Annotated in this window: 23 protein-coding genes; 18 read left to right on the top strand and 5 right to left on the bottom strand. The window is 36.9% G+C overall.

Annotated elements, in window-relative coordinates:
* Nucleotides 1-98 precede the first annotated feature (98 nt).
* On the top strand, nt 99-1,010 hold the full coding sequence (locus IV36_RS02100; RefSeq protein ID WP_056990565.1) for a prenyltransferase: 912 nt from the start codon (nt 99-101) through the stop codon (nt 1,008-1,010).
* Between the two features lie 18 nt (nt 1,011-1,028).
* Nucleotides 1,029-2,237 carry an NAD(P)/FAD-dependent oxidoreductase gene (locus IV36_RS02095; RefSeq protein ID WP_056990564.1) on the top strand — a complete coding sequence of 403 codons (1,209 nt, stop codon included), beginning with the start codon at nt 1,029-1,031 and terminating at the stop codon, nt 2,235-2,237.
* Between the two features lie 307 nt (nt 2,238-2,544).
* Here IV36_RS02095 and IV36_RS02090 read toward each other — a convergent pair whose 3' ends face one another.
* Nucleotides 2,545-3,486, bottom strand: coding sequence for a sugar-binding transcriptional regulator (locus tag IV36_RS02090; RefSeq protein WP_056990563.1), 942 nt, complete (start codon nt 3,484-3,486; stop codon nt 2,545-2,547).
* A gap of 309 nt (nt 3,487-3,795) precedes the next feature.
* Here IV36_RS02090 and IV36_RS02085 point away from each other — a divergent pair, with 309 nt between their 5' ends.
* The 9 genes from IV36_RS02085 to IV36_RS02045 all read left to right on the top strand — a co-directional run bounded on the left by IV36_RS02085 (nt 3,796) and on the right by IV36_RS02045 (nt 12,785).
* Nucleotides 3,796-4,947 (top strand): NAD(P)-dependent malic enzyme, encoded by a 1,152-nt coding sequence (locus tag IV36_RS02085; protein ID WP_056990562.1) that lies wholly within the window; start codon nt 3,796-3,798, stop codon nt 4,945-4,947.
* A gap of 68 nt (nt 4,948-5,015) precedes the next feature.
* On the top strand, nt 5,016-6,002 hold the full coding sequence (locus IV36_RS02080; RefSeq protein WP_056990561.1) for an AEC family transporter: 987 nt from the start codon (nt 5,016-5,018) through the stop codon (nt 6,000-6,002).
* An 18-nt stretch (nt 6,003-6,020) separates the two neighbouring features.
* Complete coding sequence (gene citC / locus IV36_RS02075; RefSeq protein ID WP_056990560.1) at nt 6,021-7,076, top strand: [citrate (pro-3S)-lyase] ligase; 1,056 nt, start codon at nt 6,021-6,023, stop codon at nt 7,074-7,076.
* Nucleotides 7,066-7,362 carry a citrate lyase acyl carrier protein gene (gene citD, locus IV36_RS02070; RefSeq protein WP_056990559.1) on the top strand — a complete coding sequence of 99 codons (297 nt, stop codon included), beginning with the start codon at nt 7,066-7,068 and terminating at the stop codon, nt 7,360-7,362. Before citC ends, citD begins: the two co-directional genes overlap by 11 nt.
* On the top strand, nt 7,362-8,276 hold the full coding sequence (gene citE, locus IV36_RS02065; protein WP_056990558.1) for a citrate (pro-3S)-lyase subunit beta: 915 nt from the start codon (nt 7,362-7,364) through the stop codon (nt 8,274-8,276). The genes citD and citE overlap by 1 nt, the downstream gene beginning before the upstream one ends.
* A complete protein-coding gene (gene citF / locus IV36_RS02060; RefSeq protein WP_056990557.1) occupies nt 8,266-9,804 on the top strand; it encodes a citrate lyase subunit alpha in 1,539 nt (512 codons plus the stop codon). Before citE ends, citF begins: the two co-directional genes overlap by 11 nt.
* 176 nt (nt 9,805-9,980) lie before the next feature.
* The gene (gene citG, locus IV36_RS02055) at nt 9,981-11,384 is read left to right on the top strand and encodes a triphosphoribosyl-dephospho-CoA synthase CitG (RefSeq protein ID WP_056990556.1); all 1,404 of its coding nucleotides are present in this window, start codon (nt 9,981-9,983) and stop codon (nt 11,382-11,384) included.
* Nucleotides 11,384-12,181 (top strand): alpha/beta fold hydrolase, encoded by a 798-nt coding sequence (locus IV36_RS02050; protein WP_056990555.1) that lies wholly within the window; start codon nt 11,384-11,386, stop codon nt 12,179-12,181. Before citG ends, IV36_RS02050 begins: the two co-directional genes overlap by 1 nt.
* Before the next feature lie 94 nt (nt 12,182-12,275).
* Nucleotides 12,276-12,785 (top strand): GNAT family N-acetyltransferase, encoded by a 510-nt coding sequence (locus IV36_RS02045; RefSeq protein ID WP_156648620.1) that lies wholly within the window; start codon nt 12,276-12,278, stop codon nt 12,783-12,785.
* A gap of 338 nt (nt 12,786-13,123) precedes the next feature.
* Here IV36_RS02045 and IV36_RS02040 read toward each other — a convergent pair whose 3' ends face one another.
* The 4 genes from IV36_RS02040 to IV36_RS02025 form a co-directional block, all read right to left on the bottom strand.
* On the bottom strand, nt 13,124-14,002 hold the full coding sequence (locus tag IV36_RS02040) for an NAD(P)-dependent oxidoreductase (RefSeq protein WP_056990554.1): 879 nt from the start codon (nt 14,000-14,002) through the stop codon (nt 13,124-13,126).
* Between the two features lie 13 nt (nt 14,003-14,015).
* On the bottom strand, nt 14,016-14,951 hold the full coding sequence (locus IV36_RS02035; protein WP_056990553.1) for a DMT family transporter: 936 nt from the start codon (nt 14,949-14,951) through the stop codon (nt 14,016-14,018).
* A 150-nt stretch (nt 14,952-15,101) separates the two neighbouring features.
* Complete coding sequence (locus tag IV36_RS02030) at nt 15,102-16,325, bottom strand: L-lactate MFS transporter (protein ID WP_056990552.1); 1,224 nt, start codon at nt 16,323-16,325, stop codon at nt 15,102-15,104.
* 397 nt (nt 16,326-16,722) lie between these two features.
* Nucleotides 16,723-17,154, bottom strand: a complete 432-nt coding sequence (locus IV36_RS02025; RefSeq protein ID WP_056990551.1) for an Hsp20/alpha crystallin family protein — start codon at nt 17,152-17,154, stop codon at nt 16,723-16,725.
* 295 nt (nt 17,155-17,449) lie between these two features.
* Here IV36_RS02025 and IV36_RS02020 point away from each other — a divergent pair, with 295 nt between their 5' ends.
* The 7 genes from IV36_RS02020 to IV36_RS01990 all read left to right on the top strand — a co-directional run bounded on the left by IV36_RS02020 (nt 17,450) and on the right by IV36_RS01990 (nt 26,375).
* A complete protein-coding gene (locus IV36_RS02020; RefSeq protein ID WP_056990550.1) occupies nt 17,450-19,069 on the top strand; it encodes a peptide ABC transporter substrate-binding protein in 1,620 nt (539 codons plus the stop codon).
* Nucleotides 19,070-19,368: 299 nt separating this feature from the next.
* Entirely contained in the window at nt 19,369-22,209 is a 2,841-nt protein-coding gene (locus IV36_RS02015; RefSeq protein ID WP_056990549.1) for a sigma-54-dependent transcriptional regulator, read from the top strand.
* A 202-nt stretch (nt 22,210-22,411) separates the two neighbouring features.
* Complete coding sequence (locus tag IV36_RS02010) at nt 22,412-22,903, top strand: PTS sugar transporter subunit IIB (protein ID WP_056990665.1); 492 nt, start codon at nt 22,412-22,414, stop codon at nt 22,901-22,903.
* A 92-nt stretch (nt 22,904-22,995) separates the two neighbouring features.
* A complete protein-coding gene (locus tag IV36_RS02005; protein WP_056990548.1) occupies nt 22,996-23,967 on the top strand; it encodes a mannose/fructose/sorbose PTS transporter subunit IIA in 972 nt (323 codons plus the stop codon).
* Nucleotides 23,968-23,990: 23 nt separating this feature from the next.
* Nucleotides 23,991-24,803, top strand: a complete 813-nt coding sequence (locus IV36_RS02000; RefSeq protein ID WP_056990547.1) for a PTS mannose/fructose/sorbose transporter subunit IIC — start codon at nt 23,991-23,993, stop codon at nt 24,801-24,803.
* Nucleotides 24,804-24,820: 17 nt separating this feature from the next.
* Nucleotides 24,821-25,735: a PTS system mannose/fructose/sorbose family transporter subunit IID gene (locus tag IV36_RS01995; RefSeq protein ID WP_056990546.1), complete on the top strand. Its 915-nt coding sequence runs from the start codon at nt 24,821-24,823 to the stop codon at nt 25,733-25,735.
* 268 nt (nt 25,736-26,003) lie between these two features.
* Entirely contained in the window at nt 26,004-26,375 is a 372-nt protein-coding gene (locus IV36_RS01990; protein ID WP_056990545.1) for a DUF956 family protein, read from the top strand.
* Nucleotides 26,376-26,583: the final 208 nt, after the last annotated feature.

Genomic DNA, 26,583 nt, shown 5'->3' with positions numbered 1-26,583 from the left:
TTGAATTCCTTTCCGGTGAACTATGAGCATAATATGTTCTACACTATATTAAACCAAAATCAGCAGTTTAGCTATAATAAAGAGAAGGAGTGATTTAATTGACTGTTCCAGTTTTCTTAGAATTAGTTGAAATAAAGGCTAAAACGGCAAGTATCCTACCATTTTTATTGGGAGCATGTTTTAGCTGGTTCAACTATCATTCATTAAATCTTGGATTGCTAGTTATGTTTTTTATTGCAATGTTTTTGTTCAATATGGCCGTTGATATTTTAGATAATTACAACGATTATCAAAATGCAACTGAGGAACATGATTACAAGAAGAAAACCAATATTATTGGGCGTGAGAATCTATCTTTGAAACTTGTTTTTGGGATTATGGTTGGAATGATTGCTGTATCAGCGATTATTGGCTTTTTTCTGGCCTATGTAACAGGTTGGCCATTATTGATAATGGGGGGAGTTTGTTACCTTGTAGGAATTTTTTATTCCTCAGGTCCTAAGCCGCTTTCCAGCTTGCCTTTAGGGGAAGTTTTTTCCGGCCCAACAATGGGTTTTATGATTACATTAATTTGTGTATACATTAATTCGTACCAGAATTTTTCGTGGAGTTTGGTGAATGTAGGGGCAATATTGTTAATTTCATTACCTAATACTATGTGGATTTCGAATCTAATGCTGGCCAATAATATCTGTGACCTTGCAGAGGATGAAAAAAATAAAAGATTTACCTTAGTTCATTATATTGGGAAGAGACATTCACTACAGTTATTTGTTATAATGAACTTTGTAGCTATAATTGCTCTGGTGGCTGCACCCGTTTTGAAAATTGCACCTTGGACGATGTTGCTATCCTTGGTTGCATTGCCAGTTATCGTTAGACAAGTTATGATTTTTTTCAACAAACAAGTCAAGAAGGAGACGTTTAGCTGCGCAATCAAAATACTTGCCATTGGAGCTGTAAGTCAAACATTAACTTTTTTGATTTACATGCCATTCATTAATAACTAAGAAGAAGGAGATGCAGAAATGAAGGAAATAGTTATTTTAGGTGCAGGGTACGCTGGATTACGTGCTCTTCATCGATTACAAGCAAACGTGGGTGATTTCCATATTACTCTTATTGATCGCAATAGTTATCATTATGAGGCAACTGATTTACATGAGGTTGCTGCAGGTACTCAATCAAAGGAAAAGATTACTTATGCAATAACTGATGTTGTTAAACCTTCAGTGACAACATTTATTCAGGCTAAGGTTGAAACAATTGGTCGTGAAGCAAAAACGGTCACGTTGGATAATGGACAGGTTCTTAACTATGATTATGCAATTGTTTCGCTTGGATTCCGCTCAGAATCATTTGGGATTGCTGGTGTTGAAGACAATGCACTTGAGATGGTAGACGTTAATAGTGCAGAGAAGGTGTACCACCATATTGTTGAACGAATGCAAGACTACAGTAAGACACAGAATCCTGACGACCTGAAGATTGTCGTGTGTGGTGCCGGTTTTACAGGTATCGAACTCTTAGGCTCACTTACAGAATCTCGTTCATCTTTAGCTAAGATTGCTGGAGTATCTGCTGACCAGATAGAAATCTATTGTGTCGAAGCTGTTACTCGTCTTTTACCAATGTTTGATGAAAAACTGGCTGATTATGGGATTTCTAGTTTGAAGAACTGGGGTATCAAGTTCCTTACTGGTAAACCTATTAAAGAAATCAAACCAAATACAGTTATCTATCAGGACGACAAAGAAACTGGTGCGACTAAGGAACTTTCTGCAAACACAATCATCTGGACAACAGGTGTAAGTGGCAGCAAAGTGATGGAGGCTTCTGGCTTTTCACAAAGACGTGGGCGCGTTATTGTGAGTGATAACCTGACGGATCCTGACTTTGATAATGTTTATATTGTTGGGGACGTTTCGGCATTCATGAATAAGGAAAACAACCGACCATATCCAACAACAGCACAAGTTGCTCTTAAAATGGGTGATTACGCTGCAAAACATTTACTTGCACAATTAAAAGGCAATGAGATCGAAAAGTTTACCTTTAAATCACTTGGCTCTGTTGCTTCTATCGGAAATACCCATGCATTCGGTATGGTTGGTAAATCAGCAGTCAAGGGCTATCCAGCATCATTTATTAAGAAAGCGATTATGGATAAGTCATTATTTGCTACTGGTGGTGTCAAAGAAGTACTTGCTAAGGGACGTTTCGATTTGTATCATTAGAGAGCATAACCGTAAATTGTGAATAAGTCTTAGATTGATAATGTTTATAATTTGATCAAGCTTTAGAGTCAATTTTAGTTTTGAAACATACTTTTTTAATCAATAGAAGTGTTGTCACAAAGTATTTTTGTGGCGACACTTTTTTTGTATACTATGATTTTGCTCATTTATATTCAAATTGTCAATGATTTTTAGCCAATTTAATAAAAAAATCTTTAAAATAAGGATTTGTTTTATAAAAAGATTGTGCAAAACTTAATTTATACAAGTTAAGAAAATAACTTAAATTTATAAGCGATTACAGTGGTTACAGATTAAGTTCTGCTAAAACACGGTATGCAAGGGTCTCACTTAATATAATATCTGTAATCAACTTTCCACGTAGAATTCCGAGGATCGCCCGTGTCTTTGACTTGCTTCTAACTAGGCAGACTCTTTTTGGTGTGTTTAGCACTTCTTCAATTGTTATTCCTAAGACCTTATCATCACTGGAATTTAAAATGTTTCCCTCAATATCAAATGGCCGTCCATATATAAATCCCGCAACTTTGGTCATATCTAAGCCAGGAAATAACAGAGGTATGTTTTCTTTCCAGATGGGAATGGATTGCAACGAGCGAATTGTCCCCAGTCCTGTTAATAAGACATCCATTTTTTTAGCAACATTCAGAGTGTGCTTTATTGAAGGCTCTGCATAAAGCCCCTGTCTTGTATCGTTATCCACGATGTATAGGGGTGCAGGTAGAGTTAGAAACTCACTAGAGAATTTTGATGCGATTTTCTCTACCATTCTCATAGAGCCGGCCGTTGAATTGTATTTCATATTTTCCCCCATAAATTGAGTAAATTTTACTGATTCAAGCGGGAAACTATGCAGGCTGTCGACTAGGCTGTATATGGCTTCTCCCCAGCTTGTACCAACGACACTGCAATTGTTTTTGAACATTTTTTCTACAACTAGTGCGGCAGATTGCGATAGTTCCTTAGATGTTGCAATATCATTTGAACCGTCGCAAATGACAAAGAAGTGGATTCCTTTGAATTTGTCACTTAGCATTGTTTCAAGCTGAGTGTTTCTTTTTGTAACAGTTGCAATTTCAATTTTGACGATGCCGCCTTTGATTGCATCATTTAAGTACTTATTGATGAGGTAGCGGCTGATGTCGTATTTTTTTGAAATTTCTCCAAATGATAATTTGTTAAGATAGTAATCCTCTGAGATCGCTGATAATAGTTCTTCATGAGACAAGATAGTCAGCTCCTAACCTAAATAAATTTTGAGTAGTGTATAAATAAAACTTTAGTTCAATGTATATAATAGAGCTTTTTAAAAAATTAAACAACATTTCATCTTTTTAAAATGTTTTGCAAACAGTTATAGTAATTAAAAAGCAACTTTCTTTTTTAAAAAATTTAAAAATTATTTTGTTTTTGCTGTTTATTTTTTAAATTTATAAATATTTTTGTTTACATTTTAGAATATAAGATCTACACTAGGCAACGGGAATTACATTAATACGTATTGTGTTTTTTTAAAAATTTGAAAAGAGGAAAACAAATGGTTGATATGGATAAGGTCTTGTCAATTCATGAAAAACATAAGGGTGTATTAGGGATTTTTCCTGAGTTCAGCGTTGTTAATCGCAATGAACTTAGCGAAGCATATACACCTGGTGTTGCTGGATTAGCCAAATTGATTGAGTCAAACCCTGAAAATAAGAATAAATATACGATGAGCGGTAAATTAGTCGCAATCATAACTGATGGATCTGCTGTATTGGGACTGGGGAATGTTGGACCAGCAGCTGGGCTTCCAATTATCGAGGGCAAGGCACTCTTATACAAGAGTTTTTCAGGAGTAGATGCAATTCCACTGGCATTTGCGCAAGGTACAGTTGACGAATTTGTGAGTTGTGTGAAGAATATGGAAACATCGTTTGCAGGAATTCATTTGGAAGATATTGCTGCTCCAAGAGTTTTTGAGATTGAGAAGAGATTGCGTGAAGAATTAAGTATACCTGTTTATCATGATGACCAAACTGGTACAGCAATTGTTGTTTTAGCTGGTCTTATTAACGCTGCTAAGGTTGTTGGCAAAGAATTAAAGGATATGAAGATACTGATTAATGGTATAGGGGCAGCTGGAGTTGCAACGGCTAAATTACTGATTGCCGCGGGAGCAAAGAACTTAACGCTTGTAGACATTCACGGTGTTGTTACGGCTAACGATGACAGATATAACAAATATCAGCGCGGTTTGGTTAGCCAAATTAATCAGACTGAGGGGAAAACACTTGATGATGTTATTGATGGCCAAGATGTATTTATTGGGCTTTCTGATGCAAAGGTATTAAGTGTTGACCAAGTTAAACGAATGAATGACAAGGCGATTGTGTTTGCGCTTGCAAATCCAGTTCCTGAGATTTTACCGGAAGAAGCCGCTTCAGGTGGTGCTGTTGTCACAGCTACAGGATCAGCACAGTGGCCAAACCAAGTAAATAATGTTTTGGCATTTCCAGGATTGTTCAAAGGTCTGCTGGCTAGCGGTGTGAAGAGTGTTGATATGAATCTTCAGATTAGCGTGGCAAATGGTTTGGCAAACATGATTAAAGAACCGAATAAAGATAATATTGTGCCAGCTGTGTTTGATTATGGTGTCGTTGATGCTGTTGCAAATGCAGTTGTGGAATACAGTAAGGCAAATAAATAGTATATAAAGGCATTACTGGGTGCGATGGTCAATTCTACCACACCTAAATTTAAAAGAAGGTGTAGAACATGAGCGTTTTTTTCACTTCGATACAAAGCGTTTTGGCTATTGTTTTAATGATCGCTGTTGGTTATTTTGCACAAAAGGTTGGATTTTTCGGTAAAGATTTTTCTAATTCATTATCAAAACTAATTATGAAAATTGCTTTACCACTGGCGATTTTCAACTCAATGCTAGAAAACTTCAACCCAACTGTTTTGAGTAGATTAGGTGCAGGACTTATTTATGTGATCATTGCGGTTGCAATTGACTACGTAATAGCATTTCTCTTAACAAGAGTATTTCGCGTTCCAAGAGGTAAAAGGGGACTGATGATCCAAGCATTTACGGGTGCAAATACCGTATTTATTGGTATGCCCTTGAACAATGCTTTATTTGGAACAAGTGCTATTCCATACTTACTTGTATACTACATTGTGAATACCATAGTTATATGGACAGTCGGTGTATGGGTTATCGCTAATGATGATCCAACTGTTAAGGGCAGAAATGACAATGTAAAGTTTGATTTATCTCACTTATTACCGGTTCCTTTGTATGGCTTTATTGTTGCATTGCCATTTATCTATATTGAACCGTTGAAACATTTCTATATGAACCTGACATTTTTAAGTAATACATTTGTTCCTAATATGGGAGCCCTTGTAACACCATTATCGCTGATTTATATTGGAATTATGTTACAGCAATTCGGATTGAAGAATATGAAATTCGACCGGCATATCTCCTTAACTTTGATTGGAAGATTCGTTATTTCCCCAATCGTTATGACAATCGTAATTTTGGTTGGTGCACATGCATTGGGGTTTGAATTGACATCAATCTTCCAAAAGACATTGATTATTCAATCGGCTACCCCAACACTGGCTGTTTTACCAATTATGGCTAATGAATATCATGGTGATGTAAAATTTGCTACAAATGTGGTTGTTTCTTCATCGGTTTTATTCGTAATAGTTGTTCCAATAGTTATGATTTTACAAAGTGCTTTGTAAAAAAGAGTGAGGTTTGAAATGACTGAGAGGATTCAAGATATTTATTTGTCTAATAAAAGTGCCAAGCAAGAGTGGATGGCATTTTTAAAGAAACGTGGAATCAAGAACTTTGCAGAAAGCGAAACGAAATTAATTGAACAAACGATCGGGCTTTTTGACGAGCAAGACAGGTTAGTCGCAACAGGGTCCATTGCTAATAATGTCATTAAATATGTAGCGGTCTGTGATATTGGAGCACACAATAAAGGTGCAAGATTCAATAAAATAATTTCAGAAATAGAGAGTCGACTGGCTCAATTGAACAAATTTCATTATTTCGTATTTACTAAGCCAAGATATCAAACAAGTTTTGAGTATATAGGTTTCAAAGCCTTGGCCGCAACTGAGTTTGGTGTAATTCTTGAAAAGGGCACACCTAATGTAGATGACTATCTTGATGAGATTCCACGATTTGATGCCGGAAACAAAATTGCGAGCATTGTGATGAATGCGAATCCATTTACCAATGGGCATAGATACTTAGTTGAAAAAGCGGCAAAAGAAAATGATTATGTGTATGTGTTTGTAGTTAAACAAGATGCTTCACTCTTTAAAACGGCAGAAAGATTAGAATTGGTTAAAGAGGGGACCGCTGATTTGGAGAATGTTGCTGTTATTAATGGCGGTGACTATATGGTTAGCTTTGTTAGTTTCCCTGCTTATTTCATTAAGAATACGGATAAAATTATTAAATATCAAACACTGCTGGATGCTAGAATTTTTAGGACGCAGATTATTAAACCGTTGGGCATTACCAGCCGTTACTTAGGAAATGAGCCACTTTCACATACTACGGATTTATATAATGAAGCATTGCAAAAAGAATTGGGAGCTGAAATTGATGTCGTGATCGTTGATCGACTAGAAGTTGATAAGGAAGTGGTGTCAGCTACAAAGGTTAGAGAAGCAATTGCAGAAGGTGATGTTAATAAGTGTTTGAAGTATATTCCAAGCACGACAGTTGCCTATATTACGGCAAACTTAGATAGATTGCAGTTACGCATAAAGAAAGGACAGAGGATTGATGGAAATTAAGAAAACCGCAATTGCGGGAACATTGGAATCTTCGGACGTACAGATTATGTTGAGTGCAGGATCAAACGGTTTTGAGTTTGATCTTGAATCAGATGTTGCTAAACAATTTGGTGATCAAATCAAGGAAACAATTACAAAAGTTTTGAAGATGTATGATGTGAAAAATGCAAAAATAAAGGTAGTCGATAAAGGCGCCTTAGATCTTGTTATCAAAGCCCGTGCAATTGCTGCAGTTCAACGTGCTTTAGATATTGTTGATGCACCCAAATGGGAGGTGCTCAAATAATGAAAGACCAAAAAGAACGTTTGCGTCGGACAATGATGTTTGTACCAGGCAACAATCCTGCGATGGTTAAGGATGCTGGAATCTTTGGAGCTGACTCAATTATGTTCGACTTGGAAGATGCTGTGTCAATAACAGAAAAAGATGCTGCACGTTATCTTGTTTATGAGGCATTGAGAACAATTGATTATGGTGATTCTGAGCTTGTTGTTAGAATAAACGGATTAGATACACCATATTATAAGAATGACATTAAGGCAATGGTTAAGGCCGGTGTTGACGTTATTCGGTTGCCAAAAGTCGAATCTGCAGACATGATGAAAAAGCTTGAAAAATTAGTCGCTGAAGCTGAAAAAGAATTTGGCATTGAAGTTGGGACAACAAATTTGATGGCAGCAATTGAATCTGCAAAGGGTGTAATTAATGCCTATGAGATTGCTACTTCTTCGGATAGGATGATCGGAATTGCTTTATCGGCTGAAGATTATACAACCGATATGAAGACACATCGTTATTCGGATGGACAAGAATTATTATATGCTCGCAATGTTATCTTACATGCTGCGCGTGCAGCAGGTATTGCAGCATTTGATACTGTCTTTACAAACATGGATGATGAAGAAGGATTCTACCGTGAAACAGAGTTGATCCACCAACTTGGTTTTGATGGTAAGTCATTAGTCAACCCTCGTCAGATTGAGATGGTTAATAAAGTATATGAGCCAACTAAGAAAGAGATTTTGAATGCACAAGGCGTAATTGCAGCAATTGAAGAAGCCAAACGCAGGGGATCTGGTGTTATTTCGATGAATGGTCAAATGGTTGACCGACCAGTTGTGTTGCGTGCAGAACGTGTTATGCGCCTCGCAGCTGCCGCAAATCTTGTTGATGAGGAGGGAAACTATATTGAAAAATAGTATAAACCGTGAAATACCAGACGAAATCTTAAAAGAAAAAAATTACCAAGCATATACAACGGATGATTTTGGAACTCCTGTAATCCAGAAAGTAGCACCAAAGCTGCGTGCAACGACTGGGAGTGAAAAAGTCGTTGACTCGCTTGAAGATGTCGTACTGAAAACAGTTAAGAACGGAATGACAATTTCTTTCCATCATCATTTCAGAGAAGGCGACTATGTATTCGATAAAGTAATGCGTATTATCATTGATCATGGTTTTAAGGACTTAACTCTGGCACCATCATCGTTGACTAATGTAATGAATGATATTGTCGTTGAAGCTATTGAAAAGGGTGTTGTTACTAACATTACATCTTCTGGCATGCGTGGTTCCCTTGGAGATGCTGTATCACATGGTGCACTAAAAAATCCTGTTATTTTCAGGTCTCATGGCAATCGTGCACGTGCAATTGAAACGGGTGAAATAAGGATTGATGTTGCATTCCTAGGTGTTCCTAATTCTGATGCGATGGGTAATGCAAATGGAATGGACGGAGAGACTGCATTCGGGTCTTTAGGATATGCCTTAATGGATGCACAATACGCTGAAACGGTTGTTTTGGTAACTGATAATATCAGACCTTATCCAAATACTCCTGCTTCAATCAAACAAACACAGGTTGATTATGTTGTTAAAGTCGATGCAGTTGGTAATCCAGATAAAATCGGTTCTGGAGCAACTCGATTTACTAAGGATCCAAAAGAATTGAAGATTGCCAAAACTGTTAATGATGTAATTACTCATTCTGAATATTTCAAGGATGGTTTTTCATTCCAAACAGGTTCGGGCGGTGCTGCATTAGCTGTGACACGTTTCTTGCGTCAGTCAATGATTGATAATCAGATTAAGGCTTCATTTGCCCTTGGCGGGATTACAAAGCCAACGGTTGACTTACTCGAAGAAGGTCTTGTTGATCGGGTAATGGATGTGCAGGATTTTGATAAGGGTGCTGCGGAATCAATGCATCAAAATAAGAATCAACAAGAAATTGATGCTTCATGGTATGCAGATCCTGCTAACAAAGGTGCTATGGTCGACGCTTTAGATGTGGTAATCTTGTCGGCTCTTGAGATCGATACTAAATTCAATGTTAACGTAATGACCGGTTCAGATGGTGTGATCCGTGGTGCAATTGGGGGACATCAGGACGCCGCGACTGCCAAATTGACAATTATTTCTGCACCACTGGTCCGCGGTCGAATTGCCACTGTAGTTCCAGATGTTACTACGGTTGTTACTCCGGGAGATTCGATTGATGTATTAGTTACTGAAGTCGGAATTGCAATAAATCCAAAACGGAAAGACTTAATTGCAAGTTTAAGTAAGATTCCAGGTGTTCCTGTATACACGATCGAAGAATTACAGAAAATGGCACAAGAAAAGGTTGGGACACCAAAGCCATTAGAATTCACTGATCGTGTGGTCGCTTTGATCGAATATCGTGATGGTTCACTGATCGATGTGATCAAGGAAGTCAAAGATTAGCTATAACTGAGAATTTTGACTTGGGGAAAATACGTTTATCCAGAGTCAATAAAGGACTGATTCTTTAATCAGAGCTATTTGATATACTAGGGTTGCAACAATTATAAGAGTGTTGCAGCTCTTTTTAATACATATATAAGTGTTACATGTGTAAAGTTATTTTTGGAGGGATCAGGATGGATTTTCTAGCCGGTGGGCAGGAAATAGGGTTGAATGCAGTTCTTGAGACAAGGGAATGGAGGCAAAATTATCAGGAAAGCTTAGAAATGCAATTTCCAAATGAGATAGTAATTGGGGTCAAGTTAAATATCCCTGGTCCTATAAAAACAAGCATATATTTGAAGAAGATGTTTCTTGATGGTTGGAAAGAGCTATTAGAACAGCTTCGGGCAGCTAGTCATGAGATTCTTTTTCTAAGACTCTTTCTAGATAAGCAAACGGGACCGGAAGGGATGCTGGTAGTTACCGGTAAAATAAACCAAATTAAGCAGTTAACGATTCTATTTGAAAGCAGCTTCTTATTTGGAAGATTGTTTGATGCCGATGTGATGTCACAAAATGGTGATGAATATCAGCTGTCAAGAACTCAACTGGGTTTTGAGGCGCGCAGGTGCCTTGTATGTGGACGCAATGCAAAATTTTGTGCAAAAGAACAAAGGCACACTCTCAATGAAATATATCGGGCAATTCAAAAACTGATTGATGAAGACAATCAGAAATCTAATAATCTGGGAAGAACTGAAGATTTAGCAGAAATTGCAGTTACAGCCTTATTATATGAAGTCGTTACGAATCCCAAGCCAGGTCTTGTCGATCCTGCTAGTAATGGGGCACATAAAGACATGGATGTCTTTACCTTTATCGAAAGTGCTCAGTCATTACGGTCATATTTTCATCTTGCTCAGGAGATAGGCTTTGAATTTGCTGGTAATTCGTTACCCGAGATGTTTAATCAGTTACGTCGGGTTGGTGTTGAGGCTGAAAGGAAAATGTTTCATGCTACAAATGGAGTAAATACCCACAAAGGTGCAATTTTCTCATTAGGAATATTTGTGTGTGCCACTGCATACTTGCAGAAAAACGGGGTGTATAGCCAATCTACTTTGACAGCAACGATTAAAGCAATGCTGATCAATTTATTGCAAAATGATTTTAAGGAAGTTTCTAAGAAACCTAAAGATAAGCTAAGCGCGGGAGAATTCCAATTCTTGAAATACAAGACCATGGGAATCAGAGGTGAGGCTGCTGCTGGATATCCAGCTGTGTTTGATTTAGCATTGCCATTCTTGAAGAGTACAAAGGGCAATATTAATGAACGGCTGCTTAATACGCTGATGTATATTGCAGGACATGCGAGTGATTCTAATTTGATTAAGAGGGCACAAAGTTTAACAATTCTAGGTGAGATGAAATCATGGTCTGCGAGATTTTTCGAGTTAGGTGGGAGCCAAACTGTCACTGGAATACAATTTTTGAATGAATTAGATGAGGTTTTTAAAAGAAGGAACCTGAGTTTAGGGGGATCGGCAGATCTGTTGATTTTGACGATTTTTGCAGGCAGAATTGAGGGGATTATTTAATGCAGTTTAAAACTAGTGATAATGTCTTGCTGACGTATACCTCCGAAGGAAGTGGACGATCCGTCTTATTGTTATCAGGGTATTCAGGAATCAAAGAGGAATGGAAGTATCAAAAAAAGGTATTATTAGCGAATAATTATCATGTGCTGACAATAGATTGGCGCAATCATGGGGAATCAATGAGAACTAGCAAAAATTTGCGTATTTACCGTTTAGCTGCGGATATTTCAGAATTGATAGAATACTTGGGATTGGAAAAAGTAATTCTTGTTGGTCACTCAATGGGGGCCAGCACCATTTGGGCATATGTTTCATTATTTGGTGAGGACAAAATTGAGCAGATTATAACTGTTGATCAATCGCCAAAACTAATTAACGATGATTATTGGAAATATGGAAGTAAGGATATTTACTGGAATAATTTTTGGGTAAATATATCCCTGCTAGGTAAAAAACATCTGAATGCGATTGCTTTGAATCCTGAATTTGTAGAAGAATTGAAAGAACAACGTGAGCAATATCCATTCGATTATGAGCTTAATCAACCGTTGTTGGTTAATCATATGGAACAAGATTGGCGTGATATTATTTCTACAATCAAAAAGCCCCAGTTATTTATTGCAGGGGAATGTTCGCCATTATGGTCAAGCAATTACGCAACCTTTTGTGCAGATATCGCTAAAGATGCTGATGTATCAGTTGTAAAACATGCGGGCCATCTAGTACACATGGAGGTACCAGAGAAATTTAATCAGATATTATTGACTTTTATAATGAAAAAGGATGATGAAGAGTAGTAGTAATTATCTGTATTTCATGGGGGCGACATAAGTTGGTAAAACTTAACTTTTGATCTAACATCCCTGTGAGTTTTAGAAAGTGGGAATTCAGATGAATGAAATTAATGGCAATAGAATTAAACTAGCTGTTATCCCAATTGAGTTAGCACAAGAAGAATATCAAATATTTAAAAACCCAAATTTATTTGTGTATACCAAGCATGACAATTTCAAAAGTATTGAAGAGGCGCAAGCTTTTATTGAAAGGCATAATCAAGCAGGCAATTTTTGGGGTATCTTCTTGAAAAGTAATAAGCTAATTGGTAATTGTCAATTCGCGATCAAGGGGACAACTGGTGAGTTGTCATACACAATTGCAGAAGAGTACTGGGGGCATGGCTTTGCTAGCGAAACCGTCAAGACATTAATAGAATTTGGTTTTAAGAGTTTTTCATTAAACAAAGTAATTGGGGGATGTGTACCGGATAATGTTGCTTCAAAGAAAGTGATGCTTAAAAATGGGATGTCCTTTTTTACTTTAGAAAAAAGGGCTTTTGAAAAAAATGGAAGGGTTTATGACCTAGCATATTTTGAAAGAAGGTTTCAAAATTATGAAGGCTAATTCATATTAGCTGGTAGGGTCAGTTATGCACTTGATCAAAGACAGAACAGTGAATACTATTTTTAATAGATTCCTATTTCTATAAGGGATCAAGTGTAAGATCAAGCAAGTTGAAAAAGTTAGTTACTAAATTGAGCGCATTTTTTTACATAAATTTGGCAGAATTTAATTACTGTTCAAATAAAAAAGAAACCAACTCGTTTTTGAGTTGATTTCTTTTTTAAACTTTCCAGCAACTGTCACTGACAAGAAACAAAAAATCTAGATATAGAATTGGTAAAAATTATAATTCTGTACAGATATATCATTGTATGGATACTGACTTTTTGTAGTGATTATTATTTATAGATATTGATTAAGCCCTGAGTTCCCTGATTTCCAAGGCCTTTGACATCAACCATTACTTCATAAAGTCGTTTAGCCTCAGCAGTGGCTTTAAGATCAAGCCCCATTTTATCGGCTTCTTCTAGAGCAATGCGCAAATCTTTAAGAAAATGTCTAGCAAAGAATCCAGGTGTGAAGTCATTTTTTAGAATGCGTGGGACATAATTAGTCATGCTCCAGTTATTTGCACCTCCGGCAGAAAGCGTCTCAAGGACTTTTTGTTCATCAAGTCCAGCATGCTGCGCATAAAGAAGCATTTCTGTCAAACCTGTCATTGTACCAGCAATCATTATCTGATTTGCCATTTTAGCGTGTTGGCCAGATCCCGCAGCTCCAAAGAAATTAGTTGCCTTACCGATAACTTTGAAGAGGGGGAGGAGTTCGTTATATGTTTCTTCTTCTCCACCAACCATTATGGTTAATGTTGCGTTTTGAGCGCCAACATCACCACCAGAAACGGGCGCATCAACAGCATGGAAATCATGTTTTTTTGCATAGTCTGCAATTTTGACTGCTAAACTTGGACGACTTGTCGTCATATCAACTGTAATACTTCCTGCTTTTAAGCCTTTGAAGATACCCTTGCCACCGAAATAAACTTCTTCGACATCGGTTGGGAAGCCTACCATTGTAAAGACAACATCACTTGTTTTGGCAACCTCAGTCGGAGTATCGGCCCAAGTTGCACCAGCAGCGACTAATTTGTCGGTTTTACTTTTTGTACGATTATAGACAGTTAGTTTGTGACCAGCCTTTATTAAATGGCCTGCAATTGCAGCACCCATTACGCCAGTTCCAATAAACCCAATTTTCAATTTTGTCATCCTTTCCATATGATACGAATTTCTACAACAATTTGATAATACCAACACCAATTACCATAACAACGATCCCAATGATTTGTGTGAATTGGACAGGGTGCTTTGGTGAGAGAAACAAGCCAAAATGATCGACCAAAAGGCTCCCGATAATCATTCCAATCAACACAATCACAGTTACGATTCCTGTTCCGAGATGTGGCACTAAAAAAGAATTACCTGTTACGAAGATAGCGCCAAGCAAACCGCCCGTCCAGTTCCACCAAATAATTTGCGGACTCTTTAGATTTTTGAGATTTTTACGATCCTTAATCAACACAATTAGCCATAAGAAGATCGTACCAACCAGAAAAGAAAAGAAGGCTGCATTGATGGATGAATTAAGTATAACACCTAGATGACCATTAATCGCAGTCTGGATAGCACTGAAAGAACCGGTGATAATTCCAAAAAGGCGCCAACAAAACAATAAGAGAGATGATTCTTTTGCTTTTGCAGCAAGTTTATCACGATGGAGAATACTGGGCAACGCAACTGCTACGATTACTCCTACAAAAACTAAAATTGCTCCGCAAAGGCGAAGAAATGTCAATGGATGATGGGATGAATAGAATAATCCAAAATTATCAATTAACATGCTTGCGAGTATTTGTCCTAATATCGGCATGATGACTGTTTGAACTCCGCCAATATGTGGGAAAAGAAAAATATTACCAGTTAAGAATATGATTCCAAGAATTCCCCCTAACCAAATCCACAATGGTTGGTTTGAGATGAGGGTAGTACTTGGAAACAGTACACCATGAGTGATGATCACGAGAATTGCTAAGAAAATGGTACCAACACTAAAGGAGATTGTTGAAGCGATGAAAGGGGAAACTACGGAGACACGCAAGCGCGAGTTGATCGCAGTCTGCATAGGTAAGAAAATGCCAATACAGATGCCAATAGCAAATAAATACATTTTTATAACCTCACTTTATTAAAAGACAAGATTGATAATCTATGCCTACATATTAGCAGATAAAAATTGGTAGTAAAACTAAAGGATTTTTTGACAAAAAAATACGGAACTATAAAATGGATAAAGTTCCGTAATTATGGTTGCACATTGTTACTTATCTGTTAATTTTCCGAGTTTAATAAATCCTCGTTGAATCCAAAATGAGGATATTAAGGCAAGAAGATCAATTACAATGAAAACAATTAATGTAACGGAATAACTATGAAGGACTTGGTGTGTGAAGGATAAGAGTAGTGGTCCAACTATTCCGGCAGCTGCCCAAGCAGTTAAAATATATCCATGAATAGCTCCAAGTTCCTTTGTACCGAATACATCTCCTAGATATGCAGGAATTACAGAAAAACCAGCTCCGTAACATGACAATACTAAACACAGTGCAATTACAAATATTAGCGGGTTACTGAAGGCAAGAATAACTGAAAGCATTACAACGTTCACGATGAAAATAGCACTGAAAGTGATAGGTCTGCCAATGAAATCAGAGAGAGTGGCCCAAACGAGTCGACCAAAACCATTGAACAGGCCGACTATTCCTACCATGACAGCAGCAGTGGCAGCTGACATACCAGTCATTTCCTGTGCCATTGGAGACGCTGCGGATACAAGCCCAATGCCGCATGTGATGTTGATAAAGAACATAAGCCAAAGGAGAGAAAATGATTTTGTTTTAACTGCTTGATTAGCAGTAAGTTCTGGCCCAACTGTAATTCGGACCCCTTTTTTCTCAAGGGTTACTTCCTCATTCGAAGAATCAGGTCTGCGAATGAATTGTGCAGAAATAATCATTACAATAAAATAGAATGTGCCAAGAATATAGAACGTTCTTTCAAGTCCAACTGTGGACATTAGATTCTGAGCAACTGGTCCTGTAAGCATTGCGGCAAAGCCGAATCCCATGATTGCAAGTCCTGTTGCTAGGCCACGTTTATCGGGGAACCATTTAATAATGGTTGATACTGGTGTAACGTACCCAGAACCAAGACCCAGTCCGCCAATAACACCGTATGCAATGTATAAAAGAACAAGTGAATGAATGTGAATCGAGTAACCCGTTAAAATTATTCCAAGACTGTATAAGATACTAGAAATTGTACCAGTTAATCTTGGACCAGCTGCTTCAACAATCCTACCCATAAAAGCAGCAGACATTCCTAGAAAAAAGATTGCAATGCTGAAAGCTCCTGCAACAGAAGATTCAGTCCAACCGGTCTGCTTAGCAATTGGGCCCGTAAAAACGCTCCAAGCATAAACTGAACCTATCATTAGGTGTAACATAATACCTGCCAAAGCAACAATATATCTATTTGTCTTCAAAATAAATTCTCCTCCGTTAAACGCGAACTATATTGTGTTTTATTAACTTAATAATATGCTTATTGAGATTATATCATACAATAATATGTTTTGTAAGATGATTATTTATAATTTTACGAACTATATGTCAGTGGCAAAAAAGAATCTAGTGATAAAAGATGATTTTTTCTGCACAACAATGAAATAAAAGTCAGTATCTCACAAATTAAAGTTGTTGTTTTTAGAAAAATTAGACAAATAAAAAAGGAGTGTAACATTAGTCAATAAAGACTGAGTATTAATTCGAGATTGGATGGGTAATTTTAACTTACGTAATAAATAGAAGGAGCTGGGTCAAAATATAGCTTTTGATCCAGCTCCTTCTATATTATTCTAAAAGAAACTCGTGATAAAATGATTAGTCAATTTTAATTTGATTTTCAGATGAGGAAGCATTTTTTGACTTTGGAAGTGTAATTTCCAATACTCCATCAGTGTATTTTGCAGAAATTTGATCTTTAATAATGTTAGGAAGACGATACTGTCTTGAGTAGCTGCCATAACTGCGTTCACTGGTGATGATGTTTCCATCCTTATCGCTTTCATCTTCAAAGGAGTCCCTCTTTGCGCTAATTGAAAGAATTCCATTGTCATAAGATAGAGAAATGTCGTCCTTGTTTATCCCTGGGACATCAACCTTAACATCGTATGCATCATCTGTTTCTTTGATATCGGTCTTAAGAGCCTGATTAAAAGATTTTGCTCCTTCAAAAAATGAATGTCCCAAATTGCTGAAGAAATCGTCTTGTCCCATCCAGTTATTGATTCTGTTAGTTAATTCGTTACTCATTTCTAAAACTTCCTTTCTTTATTTTTCAACTATATTTTAAGTCCTTTTATAAAAAAAAACAACAAAAGCGAACTGAAGTTCTCTTTATGATATTGACTTTTTTTTGATTAACTGGTAAGCTTAAGATTCTATTATACGGTGAGGCGTCCACTGCGGAAGGTGGGCGCCATTTTTTATTTGTTGCGAAAACGATTAAATAAACTTTTTTTAAATTATTGCTTTTAATGATATTTTAATTTAAAATTGATTTCATGCTAACATGTTGAATTTTTTGTGGAAAAAAGGGGATGCTTTTATGAAGATACAAAAAAGGTTTAGTTTAGGGGTGGCAATTACCGCTTGCTCGTTAATTTTGGTAGCTTGTGGTAATAGCAGTTCATCTAGTTCAAAACAAGTTATCAATTGGAGTGAGCCGTCGGAGCTGCCTTCAATGGATATTTCAAAGGCAACAGATACAATTAGTTTTGATATGTTGAACAACACAAACGAAGGTTTATATCGTCTAGGTAAAAATAGTAAGATCGAGCCAGGAATTGCAAAGTCTACAAAAATTTCTAATGATGGGATGACCTATACATTTACTCTGCGTAAGGATGCGAAGTGGAGTAATGGTGATAAATTGACAGCCAAAGATTTTGTTTATTCATGGCAAAGAACTGTTAATCCAAAGACAGCTTCAGAATATGCGTACCTGTTTAGCGGCATTAAAAATGCTGATGATATTGCTGCAGGCAAGAAAGCAGTTAATACACTTGGAATAAAAGCTGAAGGTAATTATAAGTTGGTAGTTACACTTGAAAAGAAGGTACCTTACTTCAAACTTTTAATGGGTTTCCCTTCATTCTTCCCACAAAACAAGAGTGCGGTTGAGAAATACGGCAGCAAATACGGAACAGCTTCCAAGTATATGGTTTACAGTGGTCCCTTTAAGATGACTGGCTGGACAGGTTCTAACCTTAGCTGGACACTTAAGAAGAACAGCAACTATTGGGATAAGAAGGATGTAAAATTATCAGCAATCAATTTTAAGGTTACTAAGAGTACAACAACTGGTTATAATTTGTATCAGAGCGGGAAACTTGATGAGACACTTTTAGGCTCTGAACAGGCAAAGCAATTGTCAAATTCAAAAGAATTTACCGTTCGTAGTGGGGCAAGAATCAATTACCTTGAATTTAATCAAACACAAAAGGTTTTCCAAAATAAAAAGATTCGTCAGGCTATTTCCTTGGCAATCAACCGTAAACAATTAGTCAAGAAAGTTCTTGGTGATGGATCTGTTGTTGCTCCTGGTATTGTATCTAAGGGACTTGCAACATATAACGGCAAAGATTTTACAGAGGATGCTAAGACTTATGACGGAGTTAAGAGTGACAAGGCAGAGGCAAAGAAACTTTGGGCAGAAGGTCTTAAAGAATTAGGAACAAACAGTGTGCAATTTACTCTGTTAGCTGATGATACAGATGCTGCAAAGGATGTTTCAGCTTATATTCAGAGCCAACTTGAAGAAACTTTATCAGGAATTAAAGTTTCTGTGAATAATGTACCTTTCAAGACACGTTTAAGTAAATCCCAGAATGGCCAATTTGATGTAGTTCTTTCAGGTTGGGGAGCTGATTTCTCAGATCCAATTAGTTTTGTAGATTTATTTACGTCTGATAATTCATATAACAATGGTAAGTGGAGTAATTCCGAATATGATTCATTAATTTCTGCTTCCAAGAATAGGGATGCGGGTTCAACAGCAAAACGTTGGAGTGATATGGTACAAGCTTCAGAAATTCTTATGAAGGAGCAAGGTGTTTCACCATTGTATCAACAGGCACAGGCAACTTTGGTTAGATCTAAGGTTAAGGGTGTTATTTACAATTCAGCTGGTGTTAACTTTAACTTCAAGGATGCATATGTGAAGTAGTGAAGTAACCAAAGCAGAAATTATTTTTTCAGTGTGACGCTAGCAAGGAATAGAAGAACCTAATATGTTTCAAAAATGAAGGAGATTACCGAAAATGTTTTTAAATTTTCAGTAATCTCCTTTTTTATGCAGCGTACTTTACCACAACTTCAAGCTAATTATATGAAGCTGTTTGTGAGTAAAACTAGCTACTGAATATTGTGTAAGAAAGATTGTGTTTTACATTTGAGTGTCAAAATTTGAAACTAATTCAAATGAGTGATACACTCTTGATACACAATGCGAAAGGGGTTACAAGTATGACACGGCGCGAAAAAATTATTGATTATTTAGCGAGTCATGGCACTGGGATGATTGAGGCTGTTACAACCAGTGAGGTGGCGGAAGGACTAGGTATCCTTAGATCGAATGTCAGTAAGGAGTTAAATCAACTTGTACGCGAAGGTCTTGTGAATAAACAAAGTGGCAGACCAGTAAGATATTGGTTGAACACAACTGGGATAAAACTTGATCCGATTGAAGAAAAAAAGATTGAAAGTACAAAAATAGGTTTTGCTGCAGATAAAAGCATTGAACCTAAGAAAGTTTTCACTCCTTTTTCAAGGAGAAAAGGAAACACTTTTGAAAGCATGGTTGGACACCAAGACAGTTTAAAGAATCAAGTTGAACAGGCTAAAGCGGCTTTGCTCTATCCGCCACATGGATTAAATACATTGATTATTGGCCCAACTGGTTCAGGTAAAACTTATTTTGCTAATACTATGTATCATTTTGCGGTCGATTCCGATATTTTAACGAAAAAACAGTTTATTACATTCAATTGTGCAGATTATGCTCATAACCCACAATTGTTAATGTCTCATCTGTTTGGATATGTTAAAGGTGCTTTTACAGGAGCTAATGAGGATAAGGACGGTTTGATTCAGCAAGCTGATGGTGGAATGCTGTTTCTGGATGAAGTTCACCGTTTGCCTCCTGAGGGGCAAGAAATGATTTTTTATTTCATGGATCATGGTATATATAGTAGACTTGGCGAAACCGCGAAGGTACATCATGCTGATATCAGATTAGTTTGTGCTACAACTGAGAATCCAGAGAGTTCGCTGCTTCAAACATTTGTAAGAAGAATCCCCATTATTATTCAATTACCTGCTTTTCAGCAAAAAACTGCACACGAAAAGATTCAGTTGCTGGAACAGCTGCTGACTCTCGAAGCAAATCGAATTCAGAAGAATATATGTCTAAATGAAGATGTAGTACAGGCGTTAATTGGGAGTGTCACATATGGAAATGTTGGGCAACTTAAATCAAATGTTCAACTTGTGTGTGCACAGGGCTTTTTGAACAGCATGCAAGATAAAAATGAAATTAGTTTACAATTCGAACAATTACCGCCAAATATCAAGGATGGGTTGTCCCACTTGGCAAATAATAGGCATGAACTAGGTGAGATAACGAAATTATTAGATACAAAGATGATCATTAAACCTGATGCCCAAAAGAAATATACCGAAGTTGATAGTTATGAATTGCCATATAATCTATATGAAATTATTGGTGATAAAGCGGCTCTTTTAAAGGATGAAGGATTAGACAAATCATCAATAAACAATTTTATTATGACGGATATCAATTTACATTTGAAATCATTTTATAGTAGAGGAAAACTTGACAAGGCGGAGAATAAATTAAATGAAATTGTCGATCAGGATATAATTGATTTAACAAAGAGAATTCAAAAATTTTTGGTTGAAGAAGAGGCTTATCCTGCACGCGCTAATTTCATATATGCAATGAGCCTACATATCAGTTCTTTTGTGAAGAGAATCCAGTCTGGCAAGCCGCTTAGACAAATATCAAAGGATTTGACGTCCATGGTACATGATTATCCGGATGAATTAGAAGTCGCACAGAAGGTCAAAGGCATAATAGAAGACTCTTACCAATTTCCTATTCCTGAGTCAGAAGTGTATTATATGGCAATTTTGCTTGCATCACTAAAAGCAGAACCAAAGGCGGGAAAGGTTGGTATTGTAGTTGCGGCACATGGTAAAAGTACTGCTTCATCAATGGCTCAGGTAGTTACGCAATTATTATCAGTTGATAATATAACTTCCTTTGATATGCCGCTAGAAATGAGTCCAAAAGTTGCACTGGACGGAATTGCTGTCCAAGTGAAGAAAATAAATCAAGGCAATGGGGTACTGCTTTTAGTAGATATGGGATCTTTAAGTACCTTTAGCAGCAAGTTGACGGAGAAAACGCGGATAGAGGTTCGAACGATTGACATGGTTACAACTGCGATGATCCTAGAAGCTGCTCGTAAGACGGCGTTAATCGACAGTGATCTATTGACGGTGTACCGTGAATTGCGTGAATTTGCAGGATACTCACGTACCACAGAAAAGGTTACAGAAAAAAAGGAGAAAGGTACACTACCAAACGATGATGGACGACAGAAAGTTATTATTGCAGTTTGTTCTACGGGTGAAGGAACAGCAAAAAAAATTAAGGAGTTATTGGACAAAATCCTCATTGATAATTTAATTAATGACCTAAAAGTCATCCCGATTTCGGTAGTACAGATGAAACAAGAAGTACAAAAGATAAAGAAGAATCAGCGAATAGTGGCTGCAACTGGAATAGTTGATCCCAATGTGTCGGTTCCCTTTATTCCGCTAGAAAAGTTATTACAAGATGGTGGAGAGAGTTTAATCAGCTTGATTGAGGGTATGGAATTAGAAATAGATCAAAGCGAGGATTTTGAGTATTCTGATGTTCTTACAGAAGAGATTGCCCAGAAATATTTAGAGCAGTATTTTACATTTATAAATCCTAAGAAAATTACGGGAATACTGTGGAAATACTGTGACTTTCTCGATAGAAGGGTTCAAAAAAAACTTACAAATGCCTTTAAAATCAGTTTGATTATGCATTTGGCCGGAGCAATTGAGAGGGTTTTAACGAATTCTGAAATGGCAGTTCCTGCTGATGAACTTGAGTTGATGAAGAAGGACTCATTGTATAGTACAGTACAACAGGCCAATGAGATACTTCAAGAAGCCTTGAACATCAAATTAGGTGGGAATGAAATTTATTATATAATGCAACTTTTTAATACAGAATTCCAGAAAAATTGATACACAAATAATGACACACTAAATTTTAGTGTGTCATTATTTGTTTTTTTATAAAGAAAGCCCTTAATGGAAGGAAAATTCGATAATACACAAAACTTGGCATGAAAGTTGCTAATACATAGGGTGTAGGTATCGCTTACAAGATGACTACAAACTATATTAAGTGACAATTTCATTTGCTATGAGGTGATAAGCAGTGCCTATGGATGTTCGTCTTTTACGAATTGATAGCCGATTGCTTCACGGTCAAGTAACTACTAATTGGGCAAAGGTAACAAAGGTTAATCGTATTTTAGTGGTTTCTGACAAAGTTGCAAGAGACAGAATTAGAAGAACTTTATTGATACAAGCCAGTCCGCCGGGAATAAACGTCAACGTCATTACAGTTGCTAAGATGATCGGCATTTACCACGATATTCGTTTTAGTTTGCTAAAGGTGATGATTCTAGTAGAAGAACCTTTAGATGCTAAGAGATTGATTGCAGGTGGTGTTGCAGTTGATACTGTCAATATTGGTGCAATTAGTTTTGATAAAACAAAGGTAATGGTTAGTGATGCGATTGCAGTGAATGATGTGGATGTGGCAGCTTTTTCTTGGATTCACAAGAAGGGAATTAAGCTGGATGTTCGTAAAGTATCGGGCGATAGTTCAAAGGATTTGTGGCATGCACTCTCAGAAAAAAAATTGGTTTGATGGATTTATTACTTAATATAGTGGAGTTATATAGTAGGTTTTATCAACTTTTGCATAAGATGCAAAAGAAAAAATATTAGGAGGTATTAAACATGGTAGGAATTATTCTTGCGAGCCACGGCGGGTTTGCAGAAGGCATTTTCCAGTCTGGTTCGATGATTTTTGGCGAACAAGAAAATGTTAAGGCTGTAACCTTAATGCCTAATGAAGGCCCAGATGATGTAAGAACCAAAATGGAAGAAGCTATTTCTTCTTTTGATAATCAAGATGAAGTTCTCTTCTTGATTGACCTATGGGGTGGAACACCATTTAATCAAGCCAACAATTTGTTAGAGCAACATAAAGACAAATGGGCGATTGTTGCTGGGATGAATCTTCCAATGGTAATTGAAGCTTATGCATCAAGATTATCAATGGAATCTGCCCAGGAAATTGCGACACACATTATAGAGACAGCAAAAGACGGTGTGAAGGTTAAGCCAGAGAAATTGCAACCTAAAGAAGTGAAGACTGCAACAGCTGCAGGAACTAACACTAGTGGTCGCCCAGGCAAATTTGAATATGTTCTTGCACGAATTGATTCACGTTTATTGCATGGACAGGTTGCAACGGCTTGGAGCAAGACGGTTAACCCAACCCGAATTATTGTTGTTTCTGACAATGTAGCTAGAGATGATTTACGCACAAAGATGATCACACAAGCAGCTCCAGCAGGTGTCAAAGCACATGTGGTGCCAATTGAGCAGATGATTAAATTAGCAAAAGATGATAAGCATTTTGGAGGACAAAGAGCTTTGCTGCTTTTTGAAAATCCACAAGATGCATTAAAGGCAATTAAAGGTGGAGTGCCTATTAAAACACTAAATATTGGCTCAATGGCACATTCTGCTGGGAAAGTACAGCCTAATAAGGTTCTGGCGTTTGATCAGAGCGATATTGATGCATATAAGGAATTGGAAGATGCAGGAATTTCCTTTGATGTACGTAAAGTTCCAAGTGATGGCAGAGAAAATATGGATAACATTCTTAAAAAGGCACAAGAAATGTTGAAGGAAAAGCATTAGTCAAAAGAAATGGAGGATAAATTATGAACCTGAGTATGATTCAAATCATTTTGGTTGTCTTAGTGGCGTTTTTAGCCGGCATGGAAGGCATTTTGGATGAATTTCATTTTCATCAACCAGTTATTGCTTGTACATTGGTAGGTTTAGTAACAGGGCAATTATTACCATGTGTTATTTTAGGCGGAAGTTTACAAATGATCGCATTGGGTTGGTCAAATATTGGTGCTGCAGTTGCACCTGATGCAGCTCTCGCATCGATTGCATCAGCAATTATTTTAGTTTTAGGTGGTCAAGGACGTGCAGGGGTTTCATCAGCTATTGCTATAGCGATCCCTCTGGCAGTTGCAGGTCTTCTTCTCACTATTATTACTCGTACGTTAGCAACAGGTATTGTTCACCTTATGGATGGTGCTGCTAAAGAAGGTAGTTTTAGGAAAATCGAATTTTGGCAAATTGTCGCTATCTGTTTGCAGGGATTACGTATTGCAATTCCAGCAGCTCTAATTTTAGCTTTAGGTGCGGGCCCAGTTAAGTCATTATTAAGCTCAATGCCAAGTTGGTTGACAGATGGTTTATCTATTGGTGGTGGAATGGTTGTTGCCGTTGGTTATGCAATGGTTATAAACATGATGGCTAGTCGCGAAGTTTGGCCATTCTTCATCCTTGGATTTGTTTTTGCAGCTATTAGTGAAATTACACTTATCGGACTTGGTGCTATTGGTATTTCAATAGCGTTGATTTACTTGACTCTTTCGAAAAAAGGCGGCAATAGTAACGGCGATGGTGGAAGTTCAAATACAGGTGATCCAGTCGGCGACCTGATAGATAAATATTAGAGAAGGAGGGAAAAATAATGGTTAATCAAATTAAATTAAGTAAAAAGGATCGTATTAGTGTTTGGTGGCGCTCAACATTCCTTCAAGGTTCGTGGAATTATGAAAGAATGCAAAATGGTGGTTGGGCTTTCACTTTAATACCAGCACTAAAAAGATTATACAAGACTAAAGAAGAACGTTCAGAAGCGCTAACTCGTCATTTGGAATTTTTTAATACTCATCCATATGTAGCTTCACCAATTATTGGGGTAACATTAGCGCTTGAAGAAGAAAAAGCTAACGGTGCACCAATTGACGATGTTACAATTCAAGGTGTAAAAGTTGGTATGATGGGACCATTAGCTGGTGTAGGTGATCCAGTGTTCTGGTATACAGTTAAACCAATTGTCGGTGCATTGGCCGCATCACTCGCTATAAGTGGAAGTATTATTGGACCAATTCTTTATTTTGTCGTTTGGAATGCAATTAGAATGGGCTTTATGTGGTATACACAAGAACTAGGATATAGGGCTGGTTCAAAAATTACAGAAGATTTATCTGGTGGAATTTTACAAGATATTACCAAAGGTGCTTCAATCTTAGGTATGTTCATATTAGCGGCACTTATAGAGAGATGGGTTAACGTTGACTTTAGTCCAGTTAAGGTTTCAAGTATCAAACAAAGTGCAGGTGCATATATTGACTGGAGTAAATTACCTTCAGGAGCAGCAGGAATTAAGGAGGCTTTAATTCAGCAGAGTTCGGGTCTTTCTCTAACAGAATACAAGGTCACTACTTTACAAGATAACTTAAATCAATTGATTCCAGGGCTAGCAGCCTTGCTTATTACATTCTTATGTATGTGGCTATTAAAGAAGAACGTTTCTCCAATTGTTATCATACTTGGCCTCTTTGTATTTGGGGTAGTAATGCATGTTTTAGGTGTAATGTAGAACTAAAAATGAATAAAAAATGTATAAGATAAGTCAGTAAAATTTGAGACCTAACTTGAATTAGGCAAGAAATTCTGACTTATGGAATACATTTACATGTAATTAAGGAGGGACTAGGTCAAAATGAAATTTTTGATCTGGTCCTTTTCTTACTATAATAAGTGAGTCTTTGATTGGATTGAAAAATATAGAAATAGAATGCTTTACGTGTTCAATGGCAAAGCTATATAATTGCTTAAAGTACGTAATTTAAGAAGGAGAAGAAAAAATGGTTAAATCGATTAATACGACAGTGGATCTGGTTATTAAGGGAAATTCTCATATGGGAATGACAGACTACGGCAAAATAATGATAGGTGATAAGGGATTTGAATTTTATGATAGTCGCAATGTAAAAAACTTCATTCAAATTCCATGGGAAGAAGTAGATGTTGTTGTGGTATCGGTTTTATTTAAAGGAATGTGGATTCCACGCTATGCTCTAAAGACCAAGAGAAATGGATTATTTACTTTTTCCTCCAAAGATCCCAAGAAAGTTTTACGTGCGATCAGAAAATATGTTGATGCCAACAAAATAGTAAAATCGCTAACTTTTTTCCAAGTTTTAAAGAGAGCAATGACGAGAAAAAAGAAAAAGTAATTAAATTGTGTTTTTTAGTAATAAAAAGATTGACGAGTGATGAAATTAAGAGTATATTTAATTTCGTTGCTTGTTTCAGAAAAAGTGAAAGCAACCAATAATAAATAAAAAAGTGTTTGACAGTTGTTGTTAAACATGGTATTATATAAAGGTTGCGTTAAGCAATTAAGTAGACCTTTGAAAACTGAACAAAGTTTCGACAAATCAA

The sequence above is a fragment of the Liquorilactobacillus mali genome (assembly GCF_001437155.1).
Taxonomy (GTDB): Bacteria; Bacillota; Bacilli; order Lactobacillales; family Lactobacillaceae; genus Liquorilactobacillus; species Liquorilactobacillus mali_A.
Note: the sequence above shows the minus strand (reverse complement) of the source record. Positions and strands in the feature narration are given on the sequence as shown.

Excerpts from the sequence above, each read along its gene's own strand:
- IV36_RS02095 (WP_056990564.1), top strand. The coding sequence starts at position 1,029 with ATGAAGGAAATAGTTATTTTAGGTGCAGGGTACGCTGGATTACGTGCT.
- IV36_RS02085 (WP_056990562.1), top strand. The coding sequence starts at position 3,796 with ATGGTTGATATGGATAAGGTCTTGTCAATTCATGAAAAACATAAGGGT.
- IV36_RS02080 (WP_056990561.1), top strand. The coding sequence starts at position 5,016 with ATGAGCGTTTTTTTCACTTCGATACAAAGCGTTTTGGCTATTGTTTTA.
- citC (WP_056990560.1), top strand. The coding sequence starts at position 6,021 with ATGACTGAGAGGATTCAAGATATTTATTTGTCTAATAAAAGTGCCAAG.
- citD (WP_056990559.1), top strand. The coding sequence starts at position 7,066 with ATGGAAATTAAGAAAACCGCAATTGCGGGAACATTGGAATCTTCGGAC.
- citE (WP_056990558.1), top strand. The coding sequence starts at position 7,362 with ATGAAAGACCAAAAAGAACGTTTGCGTCGGACAATGATGTTTGTACCA.
- citG (WP_056990556.1), top strand. The coding sequence starts at position 9,981 with ATGGATTTTCTAGCCGGTGGGCAGGAAATAGGGTTGAATGCAGTTCTT.
- IV36_RS02050 (WP_056990555.1), top strand. The coding sequence starts at position 11,384 with ATGCAGTTTAAAACTAGTGATAATGTCTTGCTGACGTATACCTCCGAA.
- IV36_RS02045 (WP_156648620.1), top strand. The coding sequence starts at position 12,276 with ATGAATGAAATTAATGGCAATAGAATTAAACTAGCTGTTATCCCAATT.
- IV36_RS02040 (WP_056990554.1), bottom strand. The coding sequence starts at position 14,002 with ATGGAAAGGATGACAAAATTGAAAATTGGGTTTATTGGAACTGGCGTA.
- IV36_RS02035 (WP_056990553.1), bottom strand. The coding sequence starts at position 14,951 with ATGTATTTATTTGCTATTGGCATCTGTATTGGCATTTTCTTACCTATG.
- IV36_RS02025 (WP_056990551.1), bottom strand. The coding sequence starts at position 17,154 with ATGAGTAACGAATTAACTAACAGAATCAATAACTGGATGGGACAAGAC.
- IV36_RS02020 (WP_056990550.1), top strand. The coding sequence starts at position 17,450 with ATGAAGATACAAAAAAGGTTTAGTTTAGGGGTGGCAATTACCGCTTGC.
- IV36_RS02015 (WP_056990549.1), top strand. The coding sequence starts at position 19,369 with ATGACACGGCGCGAAAAAATTATTGATTATTTAGCGAGTCATGGCACT.
- IV36_RS02010 (WP_056990665.1), top strand. The coding sequence starts at position 22,412 with ATGGATGTTCGTCTTTTACGAATTGATAGCCGATTGCTTCACGGTCAA.
- IV36_RS02005 (WP_056990548.1), top strand. The coding sequence starts at position 22,996 with ATGGTAGGAATTATTCTTGCGAGCCACGGCGGGTTTGCAGAAGGCATT.
- IV36_RS02000 (WP_056990547.1), top strand. The coding sequence starts at position 23,991 with ATGAACCTGAGTATGATTCAAATCATTTTGGTTGTCTTAGTGGCGTTT.
- IV36_RS01995 (WP_056990546.1), top strand. The coding sequence starts at position 24,821 with ATGGTTAATCAAATTAAATTAAGTAAAAAGGATCGTATTAGTGTTTGG.
- IV36_RS01990 (WP_056990545.1), top strand. The coding sequence starts at position 26,004 with ATGGTTAAATCGATTAATACGACAGTGGATCTGGTTATTAAGGGAAAT.